The organism is Stieleria varia (assembly GCF_038443385.1).
GTDB classification, from domain to species: domain Bacteria; phylum Planctomycetota; class Planctomycetia; order Pirellulales; family Pirellulaceae; genus Stieleria; species Stieleria varia.
The window spans coordinates 5,753,556-5,770,032 of sequence record NZ_CP151726.1; the positions used below are offsets into that span (position 1 = coordinate 5,753,556).

Here is a 16,477-nt window from a genome sequence, read left to right on the forward strand (position 1 = left end):
GAGAAGGGTTTTGGAGAGAGAACGAGACCGCCAGTCTAACGTTGTGTCGCGCGTCGTTGTTCTTCCAGCATCCGCTCCAGTGGAGAAAGTCCTTGAGACTCACTCGCCCCATCCATCGGACGAGTCAGGATCGGCGAAACCGCACCGGGATTGTCGGCTTGTTTGGCTGCGCGATAAACATCAACCGTTCCACTCTTGAGCTGATCGCCCGGTGGCAGCGGAAATCGACCAAGTCCTTTGCCTTGATAGTGAATGTCCTCAATCGCCTGCGGACTCTTGCCCGTGCGGTCGATGGCGATCGACTGCAAGTTCCACTCATGGACCACCAGTTCATAGAGAACCTGCGGTGGAACTGGTTCAACGATCTCACGCGTGACTGCCGCGCCGTCTGCCATCACCGTTCGGTAATGTTGAACCAAATCGGCCCCCGAGTCTCGTTTGAACTGAACCAGCTCAGAACCTCGCGAGGGAATCCGCAGTTGCCGCGACTGTGACTGATCAGTCAAATCGTCGATCGTGACACGAATCTCGCGCGGACCACCGTTGACAAGTTTCAGTGTGACAGGAGCAAGCGGTGGGTGGGGAACCAATTGTGAATCCAGCAAAACGGAAACCGGCGCCCGCCGCAAAGGGGCGCGAAAGGGCGGTATCGCCCAACCCGCTCCAGTGGAATAGCCGGACGAGTAGCCCGGTGATCCGCCCGGGTACAGGTCCGGGTACAAGCCGGGGTCACCCCATCCGCCTCCGTAGCCCGAGCTTCCGGCCCCCAATCCTTGAAAGGGATACGCGTATTGAGTCGGTGGAACATAGGCCGATGGTGGCGACCCGACACCGCCAATGATCGGGCGAACGGTTCTCAGCAAGTAATTGTATTGAGGAAAGGGATCGTCCAAGTCGGCGCCCTGCATCCGGCCACGTCCGCTGCGTGGAAAACGCAAGATGCGATTGAGTTCGTACTGAAAATAACCGACGTAACGCCGGTCAGCCGAATCGTATTGTGGGGCGCGACTGTAATAAACACGCTCCCCGTTTGCTTCGTACGCAATCAAGCGTCCCGAGGCAATCTCGACCGTGGCAGAAACCTGCCCAGCACCGTCGACCAGTTCAAACCGAGCCGTCCGTCCCGGCTGAGCATTCACGATTTGAGGGACACCGATGAAAAGAACCGACGCGGCAAGGGCGCAGAAGCAGGATCGCATGAGAGGATTCCCGTGGATGAAATTCGGCCAGGCATCCCGCCTATCAAATGTTTCGCTACGAGCATGACACAGGCCGAACGATCTTTTCGCCGCGCCATCGCTGCCTAGCATTGTGACAGAGCCCAGGCTCCCATGCCACCGACGAATCAGCAACTCTGATATTTGCTGAATCCGTGATTACTCCCGTGAGGACTTTGATCGCCGCGGGGTGAGCACTCTTGGCAAGTTCGGTGATGAATCATCCGTGCTAGGACGATCAGAACAGCAATCCCTGCAGCAGTTCATTGAGCGCGAGATCATTGACTCGATCGGCTGCCGACTTTCCAGGCGACGCAGGAGAATCCTCTGTTCCCGCATCAACCGCCCCCGCATCGACCGAGTGCGCGGCGGCGATCCAGGTGCCGACGAATCGACGGACAGGGTTGATCACACTCTCTGTAGGCCCTGTCAGTTCCTGCGACTCGTCTCGTCCTGACTCATCGCTGCCCATCTGTGACAGACTCAGCGGAACAGACACACCAATCCCTTCACCCTCGGGTTGAGTGGTTGGAACGCCGTTGATGACCAGCAATGCGTCAAAGGCGCTAATGCGTCCGTCGCCACTGGTATCAAGAAAGAATCCTGGGAAGGGCGAAACGCTTTGGGGACTGACCAGGTCTTTGGCCAGTGGATCGGAGATGTAACGTCCATTCTGCAACTCATTGATGATGATCAACGCATCCAGGGCGGTCGTACCCGATTGACCATTCACATCAAGAGGATTCAGGGGATTGGTCCATTCGCTGCCGGCGATTCTGACGATGGCGGATCCTGATTGAGAAACGACGTGAAACATCCCATCAATGACTTCGGTACCCGTGATCTGAAATGAGGGATCCAGATTCAGTTCGTCGTCGCGGTCTGCGAGCACGCGTACGGTATCCGCAACATTGGAGATCGCGGCAAAGGATTCTGCCGAGGCTATCAAACGGTCGTCGCCGCTTCCACGCAGATCGATCAGCAGCGACCGTGTCGGAATACTCATGCGAGTATCGACGCCGTTGCTGGAATCAAGACCTAACTGCCCACCGCCGAGATCGTTAATGTCGATGGATTCGGCGACGTTGCTGAACGTCACGGAAACGTCATTGACGATCAACTCCGAATGGACTTGCTCCAAATTCAGATGATCCATCCGGAACGCTTGTCCCAGCTCGACACTACCGGAGCCAACGCCGCTGGATGCGAAGGACGCGTCGACGAATGGGCCGCCGGACAGGATCAACCGATCGCCGACGGCACCGGAGTCTCCTCCATCGACTTCCACGTGCCCTGCCGACCAACCGGGTGATACAACCAGTTCGATCGTGTCATCGCCTGCACCAGTTCGGATCAACACTTTGCCTTGAACAGCGGACAGAGGGACATTCACCGTGTGTGTGGAGTTGCCCGTTGCACCATTGATGGAGGTTCCGAGTAGAACACTTGGGTCGTGGATCTGAATCGTTGACGCTGTCGTGGAGATCGTCAAATGATCATTCGTGTTGTTCCCCGTGTCGGTGATCACCAGATTTCCATTTGCATCTAAACTGATTTGTGTCTCCGTGGGAATAGGCGGTGGAGCATCAATGACGACCGTGACGTTGAACGTTCTAGACACCGCGTCGGCAGAGTTCGTGTCGTCATCCCGCAGCGAGACGTTCACGGTGTAGGTGCCGGCACTGGCATAGGTATGTTCGAGCAAAAATGTCTTGGTCCCGGGATCGATCGTGATCGGTTGGGCGGTCGAGCCGTCACCAAAAAAGACAGTGCCGGACCAGACATCGTCACCAGGATCTGTGAACGAGATTTCTCGTGTGAAGGCACCCGCAACGGAGGCCGTCAGGGATTCGTCCGCTTGCGGAGCGAAGCTTGCGGGGACGTTGGCAACATTCACCACCAGTGTGTCCGTGTAGGTGTTTTGGCCGAATGTTACCGATAGAGTCGCCGTGTAGACTCCGTTGTCGCTATAGGTGTGGTTTGCCAGTCGCGTTGAGCTGACGCTGCCGTCACCAAAGTCCCAGTGATAGGACGGCACAACTCCTGCGGGCGCGTCGCTAACACTGCCGGCAAAACTCAACACTTGGCCGTCGCTGCCCGTTAGATCCGATCCGGCGTTCACCGTTGGCTCGACCGCATCGACAGTGAGGTCAAAGCCGACGGATCTCGCGGCATTGTCACTGTCCGTCGCTGTGATCACCACCGCGGTGGTAGGCATGGGGTCGTTCGATTGGTATGACCAAATCCAAGTGTTACCTGACGAATGAGAAACCGTGCCCAGTGACGCGGAGACGGAAATCACGTCGGACGCGACATCCGTGATCGTCAGCGACTTTGCCGCCGTCTGCCCCTGCGTGATCGCGATTTCCGAGTCGTCAAAGTCGATTACCGGTGGGGAGTTGGTGACGATCAATGGAAAGGAAAGCGTACTGGTGGCACCAAACGGATCTGTCGCCGTGATCGTGACGGTATCCGTGGCCACCGAGCCTTCGGTCAAGGAACCGCTAGTGGTCTGAAGGGACCACGCCCAGCTGCCCGTTGCACCGTTTCCCTGATTGATCGTGCCGATGGATGCCGTCACCGTCACCCACGCGGCAGAACCGGAGTGAGAGAACGTACCGCTGTTGGTCGCCGTGTTTCCTTCTGGAACACTGACCGATGGCTGGGCGGCCGTCAGACTTGGGGTGCCATAGATGGTGACTGCGTGGTCTTCCACTTCGCCGTTGGGGGCGATCCCCCGTGGCGACAGCCCACCAATCGTGCTCAATCGGAATCTTGATTGCGTGTTCCCGATGACCGCATTGGCTGGAACGTTGAACGTGATTGTATAGGTTCCATCCCCCGCGTTGCCCACGAGGATGCTGTTTGCGATCCTTTCTCCGCTATCGTCCCAATCTCCATCGGCGTTGAAGTCGATCCATGCATCGAGTTTGGCGTTGCCGCCTCGAACATCAACCCCCAAGCTGGCCTGCTGTTGTCCTGCCGTGAGGCGTTGAAAAGTCACACCGTCTTCGTCATCAGCGGCTCCGTTGAGATCGTCGCCGTTGGAACTGCTGGTTACGATATTGTCAAACTCGGCATCTCGATACGCCCCCAATTGTGGACCGACCGGGATGTGACGAGCACCGTCCTGCAATATGGTTGTTGGATACGTCGATCCCGCGTCACCGAAATCAAACTCGGGGGCGCCGATTTCATAGACGTAAGCCACTTCGTGATTCGTTGTGTCAATACGATCAAACTCGGCACCGACCAAAGCCCGGCCACCGTCTACGGCAATCGACAAGCCAAAGAACTCGTTGGTGATTGGTGTCGGGTTGTCGAGGGTTTGTTGTAACACCGCGACGCCGGAACTGATGTCATAGAAGTGAACGGTACCAGACCAACGTTCTCCCACCGACGCTTTATCAGCAGCGATCGCCAAGTAGTTGCCATCCAACGAGACGTTTCGTCCAAAGTAGTCGACCGTTCCTTCGGGATTGGAAACCGTGTCGACCAAGACGGCGCCCGTGCCGCTGATGTCGTAGATCTTGACATCGCGAACACCCGCTCCATCGCCGTTGCCGGCAACCAACGTGTTGCCGTCCAGAGCAAGTCCGACTCCGAACTCGTCATCGCCTTGGATCGTAGCCTGCAGAACAGCATCACCGCTGGACAGATCGTAGACGTAGACAAACCCTGGGTCCGAGCCGAGGGCTTGACCGTTGGAGGACGGAGCCGAGATCGCCACTTTGTTGCCGCTGACGGTAACACGTTCGCCGAAACGGTCCTCCAATTCGGGTGTCGGATTGACGATCGTCGACACGAGGGTCGCGGTGCCGCCACTGATGTCAAAGACGTATGCGGCTCCAGAATCCCGGGCGCCGAAATCGTCTGCCGGAGCGCCGATGACAACCGTGTTGCCGTCTACCGCGACTGACCAGCCGAACCGGTCGTAGCTGTTGGGTGATGGATTATTGATGCTGGTCTGAAACGTAGCGGATGAACTGGTCGCATGGTAAACGTGCACGCGCCCTGTACCTAAGGCACCGGTGTCGTCGTAAGCGGCACCGATCACAAGATTCGATCCATCCAATGCGACATCCCAGCCGAACCCACTGTTCCCATTGGCAGCAGGGTTGGGGATCTCGACTCGATTGCCTGGCGAATTCAAATCGTACAGGTATGCCGATCCAACGTTTCCATCAGACCGATAAGCGCCGACGACTGCGATGTTGCCACTCATCGCCACCGATCGAGAAAACCCGTCGTCGACCAAAGACGGAGACTCAAGCGTTGCCAGTAGATCACCCGCCGCCAATAAGTGACGGGTCTCAAGGTTTTCGATCGTCAATTGTTTTGGGGCCGACGCGGCGAAGAGCCGCGGTTTTCGTCGTGTCTTGCGAAATACGTTCAGACGTTTCATTCGATTGGCTTCAGGAGGGGAATGCCTGAAAGGCTGGCCATGTTTGCATCGGCCACGTGGGGGCAAGGGATCCGACGTCGTTCAAGGCAATTTAACGCCGCGGAATCGATAAACTTGAGCGATATGAGCAAATGTGCATCGCAAATCGCCAAACCCTCTGTGCTCAAACATTGCGACATGAATATTCAGAACGGTCGCAGAGGATCGGCAAGATTTCTGCAATCCGATTTTCAGGACTTCAGGCCTGTAACGATCGCATCGATCCAAACGCCGCTTAGCTCATCGTTCAACGCCTTGGGACATGCCGAGAATGAAAGTAGTATGGGAACTCTTGTCCTTTCACGTTCTGTCGGGCAAGAGTGCCCGACCTACGAGTTTGCCAAACAACCCCTAGTCATTCCCGCGACACCGGGCTCACCGCCGCACAACCATCTTGAATCCTCCATGCCCACCCAATGCCCCTCTGAAGTTCCGGATCGCGTGCGGCTTGATTTGTCGTTCGATGCTGGGCGTTTGCAAGACGACTTGAGAAAGCTGGAGTCGGGTGACTGGATCGACCATTTCGTCACTCAGAACTATCAGGGCAACTGGAGTGTGATTCCGCTGCGGGGGCCGGCGTCTGCCACGCATCCTGTGATGATGATTTATTCCGATCCCACCTGCGTGGACTTTGCGGACACGCCTTACCTTGCGAAGTCAGATTACTTTCAGCAGGTCTTGCAAAGCATTCGATGCCCCTTGCTGGCCGTGCGGTTGATGAAACTGACCAGCGGGTCGAGGATCAAGGAACACAGGGACCATGATTTGGATTTGCAAAGTGGCACCGTTCGACTTCATGTCCCAGTCGTCACGAATCCCGATGTTGACTTCCGGCTGAATGGAATTCGGGTGAAACTGGACGCAGGTTCCTGTTGGTACTTGCGTTTGAGTGATCCGCACTGCGTCGACAACCGCGGGACGTCGGACAGAGTCCATATGGTGATCGATGCTCGGGTCAACGATTGGCTTTTGACCAAATTGACGGTGAAAAGTAACGGATGAGCGACACGAGGACCGGAATCGGGCGTGGCAACCTGCCATCGCTCCCTGCCATTTGTTCCGGGCTGGATTGTCTGGATAATCGCATTTCGCTCTCCGATCCGGTAAACTCAGGGGGTTAGGAATTCGCTACCACACCAATCGACAACCTACTGATGTCGTTTCGCTTGGTGGCCCCAAGTAGCGACGATCCACTTACTGGCGCACCTGGTAAGTGAGATTCGCAAAATTCCTTTCGGACAGGATTTCTGGCGAACTCCACTACGCCATCTATTGATAAGGTGGCATTAGGTATCGCGTCACCACCGGAGTCTGTGATCATGTTTCGGACTATCACCGCCGTCTGTGCAATTTGCTCTCTGTGCGGTGTCACTCAAGGTGAAGATCTCAACGATAGCGTTCTCGGCGTTGGGGAGACGCAACGAGTCGAGGCAGTCGGCAACGAGATCGATGCCGCCGCAAAACGTATCGACGAGATCCTGGAGTCACGATGGCAGCAAGACTCGATCATTCCGGCCGATACAGCCAGCGATGCTGAGTTCTGTAGGCGAGTTTTTTTGGACATCACCGGCGTCGCGCCGCCGGTATCGCAACTGCGAGAGTTTCTTGACAGCCACGACCCGAACAAGCGTGTTGAGCTGATCGACACTTTGCTGCGTTCTCCCAAACACGCCAGCCACATGGCTTCGCGTTGGATCGATATCTTGCTGCCAAACGACAATCAAGTGGCCGTGCGACCCGATGAGAATGTCGCGGCGCTACATCGATGGTTGCAGGAGCAGTTTCTTGTCAACAAACCCTACGATCACTTGGTCGGCGGATTCTTGACTGCAGGCGGTGCGGGGAACGAAGGGCCGGCGATTTTCTACACGTCGCATGAACTGAAACCAGAGCGAATTGCATCGGCGACCTCGCGGATCTTTATGGGGATACAACTCCAGTGCGCCCAGTGCCACGATCATCCGCTGGGACAATGGACTCAGGAAGATTTCTGGCAGTACGCGGCGTTCTTTGGCCAATTGCAACAACGTGACTCTCGGATGGGCGGCGGAATGGTGGTCGAGGATCGATCGGGCGGAGAAGTCACCTTTCCGGAAACCGAACGTGTGATGTTGCCTCGCTATCCAGGAGTCAAAACGCTGCCAGAAGATGATCCGTCCGAAAACCGGCGTCGACAACTGACGATATGGATGGCGTCGCGAGACAATCCATTTTTTGCACGTGCCGCGGCCAACCGTGTTTGGGGGCATCTGTTTGGCAGAGGCCTCGTCGATCCGGTGGACGACATGGATGTCGACAATCCCGCCAGTCATCCTGAGTTATTGCAGTACCTAGCAGACTTTCTGATTGAACAACGATTTGATCTTCGTGACTTGTATGCTGCAATCGGTCGTACCAAGGCGTACGGTCGAACCAGTGCCGCGCCCATGGGTGAAATTCCGCCGCCGGATTCCTTCGCGATCATGAACGTCAAAACGCTGACGCCGGCCCAGTACTTTGACAGCATGCAGCAAAACGTGTTTCGACGTAGCGTTGTCATCGCAAGTGATTTAAGTTCACCAGATCGTGGACAGCGTCAACAGTTCATTTCACGGATGGAAGCCACGGAGGCGTCACCGAGAGATTATCCGCATGGAGTGGTGCAGGCATTGGGCTTGCTCAACGGGCCGGAAGTCACCCAGGCGACGCAACCCGCCTCCGGAGCGTTGTTGTTGGCGATGCAAGCTCCATTTTTTACAGAGGCTCAGCGGATCGAAACACTCTTTTTGGCTGTTCTGTCCCGTCGACCGACGGATGCGGAGGCCAAGCGATTTGCGGAATACTTGTCCAGCAGCAAAGACAGTGAGTCCAGAGAGGCCGCGTTGGGCGATCTGCTCTGGGTGCTGCTCAATACCGCCGAATGCACCGTTTGTCCCTGATCGATTTACCGACCAACCAACGAACCTTAAACACCGGGCAGCGAATATGGCCAATCGAACAAGTCGCCGACGTTGGATGCAAGCCGTCAGCGCAGGAGTGATCGGTGGAGCAGCAACCAGCGGATGGATGCCCTCTTTGGCTGCGGCGGCCAAGCAGGCTGCTGCCAATGGTCGACATTGTATTTTGTTGTGGATGTCGGGTGGTCCGAGTCAGATCGACACTTTTGACATGAAACCAGGCCAACCGAATGGAGGCACGTTCCAGGAAACCGCCACCAATGTCGCGGGCGTTCGCTTCAGTGAGCACCTACCGATGCTGGCCAAACAGGCGGATCGTCTCGCGATCTTGCGTGGCATGAGCACCAAAGAGGGCGACCATGAGCGAGGCACTGTGCTGATGAGGACGGGGCACATTCCCGGCGGTCCGATCAGCTATCCGGCGATCGGATGCTCGTTGTCCAAAGCCTTGGGCAGCGACGCTGCTGATCTGCCGGACTATGTCAGCATCGCACCTGGACCGTTTGCCCGCACCTCCATTCGACCGGGTTTTCTGGGACCAAGACACGCCGCAACCTCCGTGGCCGCCACGCCGACCGGCGGAGATGATGGGTTTGCGCAGCTACGAGTTGATTTCCTGGAACGCTCAGCGGGGATTGATGTTGGTCGGCACGCCCAGCGATTGGCGTTGTGGCAAGACATGCAAACCGACTTTGCTAAAACACGTCCACAACAGAACGTATTGACCCAGAACACCGTTTACGAGTCCGCTATTCGGATGCTGGAAAGCGATGCACGCCATGCCTTTGATTTGTCACGCGAGTCCGACGCAACTCGGACGGCCTACGGCAAAGGAGCATTTGGACAAGGATGTTTGATGGCGCGACGATTGATCGAGCGTGGTGTCCCGTTGGTGGAAGTCAGCATGGGGAACGGCTTGGGCTGGGACACACACGCCAATAACTTCGATCAAGTCAAGCAGCTCAGCGGTGAACTGGACGCCGGCTGGGCAACCTTGATGAACGAGTTACAAGACCGCGGGTTGCTGGAACGCACCACCATCCTGTGGGCGGGCGAATTTGGCCGCACGCCGAAGATCAACCCAAGCGGTGGTCGCGACCACTTCCCCCAAGCATTCACGTGCGTGATGGCCGGCGGTGGCGTGGCCGGCGGTCAGACCTACGGTCAGACGAGTGACGATGGAATGGATGTCACCGACGGAAAAATGAATCAGCAGGACTTACTCGCCACCTTGTGCCAAGCATTGGGCGTCGATCCCTCGACCGAGAATATCGCCGAAGGAGGAAGGCCGATTCGGATCGCGGAAGGCAACGTGATCCGAGAGGTCTTGAGCTGATGCATCAACCTCGGCTGTATTGGCGATCAGCAGTTCTTATCGCTTGCCTGTTCGTGCTGGGAATCTCTGGATGTGGAGTGCATAGCCCTAGGCCGGTGCCTGAGTCGGAAACGCAAGGGTCCGAGAACGTGAAACCGTCGATCGAGGTCGAGCCGACCAAGGACTCCGTTGAAGTTGAGTTCACTGAGGATGTTGTCACTGAGCAAACCACCTCTGAGCAAACCACCTCTGAGCAAGCGACTACTGCACCAGACGCTACAGAACAAATGGCGGCCGAGCCCGAGCCACGAGAGGCCGTGTCGATGACGCCCGAGACCCAGACCACCGATTCCGAGGCAATGGTCGAGGAAAACGATATCGCCAAGAATGAGCCGGTGAGCGAACACGACGAACCGTCGGTGGCCCCAGATTCCAATTCCGACTCGCCCGTTCGATTGTATTTGCCGACCACGGCGGGCATCTTACTGGTCGATGTCGACATTCGGATCGGCGACCTGTCTCTCGGTCAAGCTCATCAGCGCAGAATCGCACGTGTGATGGCGGACGCGGTTGGAGAACCACAGGGTGATGGTGACGAAGCCGAGTCGTTGAGTTGGCGAACGCTGTTTGAGTACGTTCGCTCACATCCCGAACAGTTTGGCAACCGACAGACGTTCACACCGGCGCAGTACAAAGACATGGAGCGTCGGTACGATGCCAACCGAAATCTCCAACCGGATCACGAGGAAGTCGCTCGGCTTGTTTTTGGAGTCAACTCAGTGGGCGGTCCCTTTCGCTTGACCGGCACGGACTACTATCGCAATGCCAATCGACGACAATCCAAGCTCTTGTCGGCGATCGATCTGAACCAGGACAGCGTCCTGGAACCGAGCGAAATTGACTCGGCCGAGCGATCGCTACAACGTCTGGATCGCAACGGCGACAGACGGTTGGATCGCGACGAAGTGTTACCGACACCGGCGGCAAACGACCCAGCATGGAAGCGCAGTCGATCAAGTCGCCATGGTCAAGTCGCAATGGATCTGGAAGGCTTCGTCGATTGGTCGATGATGGCCTATTCATTCGACTCGTCACGGCTGAATTCACCTTTGGGAAAAAATCCCGGCGCGGTATCAAACCTGGATGCGGATCAAGACGGCTTGGTCAATAAAGATGAGATCCAGCAGTTGCGAACCGCAGTGGCGGACCTAGTTTTGGAGCTGAAGTTCGACAGCGAAGAATCCTCGCAACCCTTTTTCAACCTTGTCAGTGCAGCAGATGATGTTCGACAAACGATGCAACTGCACGATAATGGGCGATCGATCGCGTTCACTGATGACTCTGCGACACCACCGATGAAGATCACCTTTTCGGCAAAGGATACCTTGGGACAAACTCAACGCATTCCCTTGGAAGCGTTCGAGATGCTTGATGCGAATTCGGACGGCGGACTGGACGAGAAGGAGTTCCCCGATGTGCCGGACGAGTCGTTTTCATTCGAGCGACTGGATGCCGATGGTGACGGCAAGGTCACTTTAGCGGAAATCAATCGTCGACGTGTCGATGACGCATTGCTTTGGCGAGTCCAAGTGCGAGCGCGAGGCGCCGAGTCACGCGACGCGATTTTTGCATGGTTGGACCAGGACGGTGATGGATCGCTCTCGGAACGCGAGTTGCGATTCAGCGGTCGTCGACTGAATTTCGGCGAAGGCGTAGCACTCGACCACGCGTCGCTGCCCGATGCATATGAAGTCGAGTTCTTGCGAGGTGACCCATCAAGTGATGACCAAAGCTTTCGCGAAGCAATGCCGACGCGAGAGACGGACAGCGGCAACATGCAGACTTGGGCACGCATGACCGACAGCAACCAAGACGGCGAGATCTCGCGTGGAGAGTTCATCGGAACCGAAAAACAGTTTGACGCATTGGACCGAGACGCGGATGGATTCATCACGGCGTCAGAAGCGTCAGTGAATTAGCGGATGATTCATGCGGATGATTGTTTTTAGCGCAAACAGATTCATGACAATGAGTTGTGACATCGTTGGGAAATGCAGATTGTTTTTCACAACCCGACGCGTAAGCGAGGGATTTACCGAGTATCCCTCGCTGACGCGTCGGGTTATGAATAATCCGGGCTAGTGCATCATCCGGTCTTGATTTGGGGGTTAGCCGTTTTGGCGTTAGCCACGGTTGTGTCACGAAAACCGTGGCTAACGCCAAAACGGCTCATCTACCGAACCCACGTTCTAAGACTGGACGATGCACTAGGGGTGGACTGCTCAAAGTTTGGTGTTGACATTGTTTTTTCAGTCCATGTTTTTGTTCCATGCATCGCAATCAAAGTGAGCCTCAGGCGCTAGCCGTGGGCCGGCACCACAATCCGCCTCAGGCCCACGGCTAGCGTCTGAGGCTCACTGGGGGCCACCAGCTGCGCCGGGCAGCAGCCTCAGGCGCTAGCCGTGGGCCGGCACCACAATCCGCCTCAGGCCCACGGCTAGCGCCTGAGGCTCACTGGGGGCCACCAGCTGCGCCGGCAGCAGCCTCAGGCCCACGGCTAGCGCCTGAGGCTCACTGGGGGCCACCAGCTGCAGCCTCAGGCCCACGGCTAGCGCCTGAGGCTCACTGGGGGCCACCAGCTGCAGCCTCAGGCCCACGGCTAGCGCCTGAGGCTCACTGGGGGCCGCCAGCTGCGCCGGCAGCAGGGACATAAACTTGCGCAAACCCAAAAAGACACAACACCAAACTTTGAGCAGTCCAGCGACAATCGTCGTTCGACTTTCCAAGTCGAAAACGAACACCACCACCCGTTGATTTCGTCATACAGAGCATGGACCTACGGTTAATCAGCTCAACTGTTGCTGAAAGCGGTCAAACAGGTAGTGGCTATCGTGGGGCCCCGAGGAGGCTTCCGGGTGATACTGGATCCCGAATGCATTGTGTTCGCGGTGACGAATGCCAGCGATCGTGTCGTCATTCAAGTGGCGGTGGGTGATCTCCAGGCAATCCGGCAGCGATTCTTCTTCGACCGCGAACCCGTGATTCTGAGTCGTGATTTCGACTTTGCCGGTCGTCAAATCAAATACCGGCTGGTTCGCACCGCGATGTCCGAATTTCAACTTGAACGTTTTTGCGCCGCAAGCCAGAGCGAGTAATTGATGCCCCAGGCAAATTCCAAAGATCGGTTTTTTGCCGACCAACTGGCGAATCGTATCATGCGCGTAGGTGAGCGGTTCTGGGTCACCCGGTCCGTTGGACAAAAAGATCCCATCGGGCTCGAGCGCCAAGACTTCGTCGGCACCTCGGTTTCCGGGAATGATCGTGACGCGATTCCCACGCGAGACGAAGTGGCGAGGGATGTTCCACTTCATTCCAAAGTCGAGGCAGACGATATGCTTGCCGGCTGGAGCTTGGCCTTGTCGTCGTTGATTGATTTCGATTTCAGACCATTCATCCAGTCGTGAATCCCAGCCGACGACGGAGTCAGGCACAACTTCGCTGACCAAATCGCGTCCAACCATACTGGGCGACGCCTTGGCTTTGGCGATCAGGCTTTCGTCGTTCAGATCGGTGGTGGAGATCACGCCTCGCATTGCCCCGACCGTTCGGATGCGTCGCACCAAGGCTCGCGTATCGATTCCTGAGAGTGCGATCACGCCGTGTTGTTTCAGGTACGAACCCAAGTCGCCGTTTGCGCGATAATTGCTGTACACGCGGCTTTCTTCACGGACGATGAATCCGGAGAGTGCTGGGGATTCGTGTTCCACGTCGATCGCGTTGACGCCGTAGTTGCCGATTTCAGGATAAGTCATCGTGACGATCTGGCCGCAATAACTTGGGTCCGTCAGGATTTCCTGGTAACCGGTCATCGAAGTGTTGAAAACGACTTCTCCGGCAATTTCACCTTCGGCACCGAACGCGTGTCCGGCGTAAATCGATCCGTCTTCGAGGGCTAGCTTGGCAGTTGCGGGCATGATTTGGCAGATCGCAGATGCGGGAAACAAGGCAAGGGTGATTGGATGCCTGAGGATACCCCGCAAATCGAATTTACAGAATCCCTCAGGTGTCGATCAAATCGTCGGGAGACAGGATAGGGATCGCGTTTTCCTCGGTCTCCTGCTTTTCCCGCCAAGGTTTGCTCTCCTTGTAGCTCTCCAGTTCTTCTTTGAGTTGGTCCAATTGCTCGTTTTCTTCCGCAGTTCCCTGCTCAACGGCTTTGGTGCTCCACTCGATAGCCTTTTCAAAATTGCCAACTTCGGCGTGCGCCGCGGCCAGTGTACTGAGAATGTGCGCCTCCTTGGCTTCGGTCAGCTCGACCGCTTTTTCGGCCAATTCCAGCGAGCGTTTTCCGTTTCGCACGCCATCTTTGGGAGAGGTAGCCAGTACCCACGCGAGGTTGTTCAGGATGCCCGAGAGGATCACGGGATCGGCATCGTCGCCCGAGGCCTTGATGGCTCGCTCGTAGTCCTCGATCGCTTTGGTGTGATCGCCGACCGAGAGAAAAGTGTCGGCGCGGAGGCGTAGGACGTTGACGTTCTTGGGGTCGCGGTCGATGACGATCGTCATCGGTTCCAGGGCCAAGCGAGGCCGGTCGTCTTGGAGATACAGATTGGCAAGTTGCAATTGGCGGTAGTCCGCCGATGGATCACGCGAGACAAGTTCTTTCATATCGTTGATCGCATCGGCCATTCGCTTTTCTTCGATGGCGATCAAGCAGCGTACAAAGATCGCTTGTTCAGAAGACGCGACTTGAGGGGCGATTTTGATGGCGGCTTCCAAGTCATCCTTGGCGCTCTTGACGTCTTCTCGGCCGATCGACATTTCGGCTCTTTGCAGCAAGGAGATGGGATCTTTGGGTTGCAGCGCCAAGGCTTTGTTGAAGTCCGCCATGGCTTCATCTTCTTTCAAAGCCATCCGATTCAGGATCGCTCGCATCCGATAGAGTCCTTCGCTCGGTTTGGCTTCCAGTGCTTTGGTCATCAACGCGATGGCGTCATCGAGTCGATTCAATTCGATCAATTGGTTGACGGCTTCCTGGGCAACGATTTGGTTTGTGGGGTCTTGGGCCAGGATATTTTCCAGGTCTTCCATTGCCGCATCGACGTCCTGCATCCGCAACCTTTGAGCGGCGCGAGCCTGCAAGGCTTGAATGTTCTCCGGATCGCTCTTGATCGCTTCGTCCAGATCGGCCAGACGCTCGGCCTCTTGGCCGGGGGCGTACGTCATTGCTCGCATCAAGAGAGCGGCACTGCGTTCTCCTGGCTCGTCTTTCAGGATCTCAATCGCTCGCGTGGTCGACTCGTAAACGGCGTCCTTGTCGCCGCCGGGTAGCAACATGTGCAAGCGAGCTTTCAGCAGCAGTGCTTCGACCAACTCCGGGTCTTGCTCGATGGCACGGTCAAGTGTTTGCAGGGCATTGTCACGCAACAGCAGTGCTTGCTGTCCCCGTGCTTGGCCGATCGCGCCGATCATCTGCTGGCTTTCTTGCAACAGCACCGAGGCGAGCATTTGTTTGGCAAAGGAGAGGTTTTCGCCGGTGAGCCCTTTTTTGATGGACAAATTCAACAGTCGCTTGACCGCTTCGAGATCCCGGCTGGATTTGGCATCAAATCTCAGAATGGCGGCTTCATCCAGATCATCTTGACCAGCGTCCACTTTGTTTGCCGTTGCGGTGTCCGCTTCGCCACTGTCGGTCTTGGTTTCGGCTGGCTTTTGTTCTGATGGCTTGTCCTGCTCCGCTGGCTTGTCCTGCTCCGCTGGGGGAGCCACCTCGGTGTCTTGGGCGGCCACGCGGATATCGCTCGAAATCGTCGCCAGGATCACGACAAACGCGATGCAACAGAGTGGCGTGATGGCTGAGTGACCAGGTGCAATCCGACGCAACAAAGACTCGTTCATGGGAGCAACTCGACGCTGTAATTGGAAATGAAACCCGTAGGCTTCATTATTACGCGTCGAGCAATCCGTGCGTAGGTGATTCCTGGCTTGTGATGCGGAATCAGAGCGATTTCATCAAGAAATGTCCCGCAACAGCGATCGGGCGGAGTTCTCAGGCGTCGACAGTTTCGCCCGAGCGTGCCGTCAATTCGGCTTCCAGCTCGGCATTTCGTGCCTTCAAGCGGTTGAACTCGGCAACCACTTTGTTGTAGTCCACGGCGACTTCTTGCCAGTAGTCTCCATCGCGAAACTTGATCGTTTCCACGGATTCGCCTTTGGCGACATTGGCCAAAGATGATCTCAGGCGATACATCGGGCCGGCAAAACGGTTGCTGAGCACCAGCGTGTCGCGAATGAAAACAGGGACCAGCATCACCATCACGCAGACCAGAGGGGCTTGAGCCGCAGCCGCATCTGACAGGGCCGATGCAAACGACGTGGAGCCGGCAGAAAAGATCAGGCGGACGAACATGCTGATCATCCCGAGACAGAGCAGCAGCAGTGCCCAGTGGCAAAGGATTCGCCGCGCAATGGCCCACTGAACCTTAGGGTCGACGAGCATTCGGTTGCGTTGAGACATCTTCTTTGCCTGCAGGATTTTGTAGAAACAGGGAGCTTTTTCGATCAG

General features: G+C 56.5%; 9 protein-coding genes. 4 read left to right on the plus strand and 5 right to left on the minus strand.

Features of this window, described 5'->3' with window-relative positions:
* Nucleotides 1-35: 35 nt before the first annotated feature.
* Nucleotides 36-1,199, minus strand: coding sequence for a hypothetical protein (locus tag Pla52nx_RS19435; RefSeq protein WP_146520657.1), 1,164 nt, complete (start codon nt 1,197-1,199; stop codon nt 36-38).
* A 256-nt stretch (nt 1,200-1,455) separates the two neighbouring features.
* Nucleotides 1,456-5,622: a PKD domain-containing protein gene (locus Pla52nx_RS19440; RefSeq protein ID WP_146520656.1), complete on the minus strand. Its 4,167-nt coding sequence runs from the start codon at nt 5,620-5,622 to the stop codon at nt 1,456-1,458.
* Between the two features lie 177 nt (nt 5,623-5,799).
* Here Pla52nx_RS19440 and Pla52nx_RS19445 point away from each other — a divergent pair, with 177 nt between their 5' ends.
* The 4 genes from Pla52nx_RS19445 to Pla52nx_RS19460 all read left to right on the plus strand — a co-directional run bounded on the left by Pla52nx_RS19445 (nt 5,800) and on the right by Pla52nx_RS19460 (nt 11,891).
* Nucleotides 5,800-6,663 (plus strand): aspartyl/asparaginyl beta-hydroxylase domain-containing protein, encoded by an 864-nt coding sequence (locus tag Pla52nx_RS19445; protein ID WP_197454676.1) that lies wholly within the window; start codon nt 5,800-5,802, stop codon nt 6,661-6,663.
* 317 nt (nt 6,664-6,980) lie between these two features.
* The gene (locus tag Pla52nx_RS19450; RefSeq protein WP_146520655.1) at nt 6,981-8,579 is read left to right on the plus strand and encodes a DUF1549 domain-containing protein; all 1,599 of its coding nucleotides are present in this window, start codon (nt 6,981-6,983) and stop codon (nt 8,577-8,579) included.
* A 46-nt stretch (nt 8,580-8,625) separates the two neighbouring features.
* A complete protein-coding gene (locus tag Pla52nx_RS19455) occupies nt 8,626-9,933 on the plus strand; it encodes a DUF1501 domain-containing protein (RefSeq protein WP_146520654.1) in 1,308 nt (435 codons plus the stop codon).
* A gap of 128 nt (nt 9,934-10,061) precedes the next feature.
* Nucleotides 10,062-11,891 carry an EF-hand domain-containing protein gene (locus Pla52nx_RS19460; protein WP_197454675.1) on the plus strand — a complete coding sequence of 610 codons (1,830 nt, stop codon included), beginning with the start codon at nt 10,062-10,064 and terminating at the stop codon, nt 11,889-11,891.
* 867 nt (nt 11,892-12,758) lie between these two features.
* Here the strand turns inward: Pla52nx_RS19460 and carA are convergent.
* The 3 genes from carA to Pla52nx_RS19475 all read right to left on the minus strand — a co-directional run bounded on the left by carA (nt 12,759) and on the right by Pla52nx_RS19475 (nt 16,429).
* Nucleotides 12,759-13,886 carry a glutamine-hydrolyzing carbamoyl-phosphate synthase small subunit gene (gene carA, locus Pla52nx_RS19465; RefSeq protein WP_146520652.1) on the minus strand — a complete coding sequence of 376 codons (1,128 nt, stop codon included), beginning with the start codon at nt 13,884-13,886 and terminating at the stop codon, nt 12,759-12,761.
* A gap of 85 nt (nt 13,887-13,971) precedes the next feature.
* Nucleotides 13,972-15,810 (minus strand): tetratricopeptide repeat protein, encoded by a 1,839-nt coding sequence (locus tag Pla52nx_RS19470; RefSeq protein WP_146520651.1) that lies wholly within the window; start codon nt 15,808-15,810, stop codon nt 13,972-13,974.
* Between the two features lie 151 nt (nt 15,811-15,961).
* Nucleotides 15,962-16,429 (minus strand): hypothetical protein, encoded by a 468-nt coding sequence (locus Pla52nx_RS19475; RefSeq protein ID WP_146520650.1) that lies wholly within the window; start codon nt 16,427-16,429, stop codon nt 15,962-15,964.
* Nucleotides 16,430-16,477 lie beyond the last annotated feature (48 nt).

Bases quoted from the DNA above. Each gene is read 5' to 3' on its own strand.
- Pla52nx_RS19435 (WP_146520657.1), bottom strand. From the start codon at position 1,199: ATGCGATCCTGCTTCTGCGCCCTTGCCGCGTCGGTTCTTTTCATCGGT.
- Pla52nx_RS19440 (WP_146520656.1), bottom strand. From the start codon at position 5,622: ATGAAACGTCTGAACGTATTTCGCAAGACACGACGAAAACCGCGGCTC.
- Pla52nx_RS19445 (WP_197454676.1), top strand. From the start codon at position 5,800: ATGAATATTCAGAACGGTCGCAGAGGATCGGCAAGATTTCTGCAATCC.
- Pla52nx_RS19450 (WP_146520655.1), top strand. From the start codon at position 6,981: ATGTTTCGGACTATCACCGCCGTCTGTGCAATTTGCTCTCTGTGCGGT.
- Pla52nx_RS19455 (WP_146520654.1), top strand. From the start codon at position 8,626: ATGGCCAATCGAACAAGTCGCCGACGTTGGATGCAAGCCGTCAGCGCA.
- carA (WP_146520652.1), bottom strand. From the start codon at position 13,886: ATGCCCGCAACTGCCAAGCTAGCCCTCGAAGACGGATCGATTTACGCC.
- Pla52nx_RS19470 (WP_146520651.1), bottom strand. From the start codon at position 15,810: ATGAACGAGTCTTTGTTGCGTCGGATTGCACCTGGTCACTCAGCCATC.
- Pla52nx_RS19475 (WP_146520650.1), bottom strand. From the start codon at position 16,429: ATGTCTCAACGCAACCGAATGCTCGTCGACCCTAAGGTTCAGTGGGCC.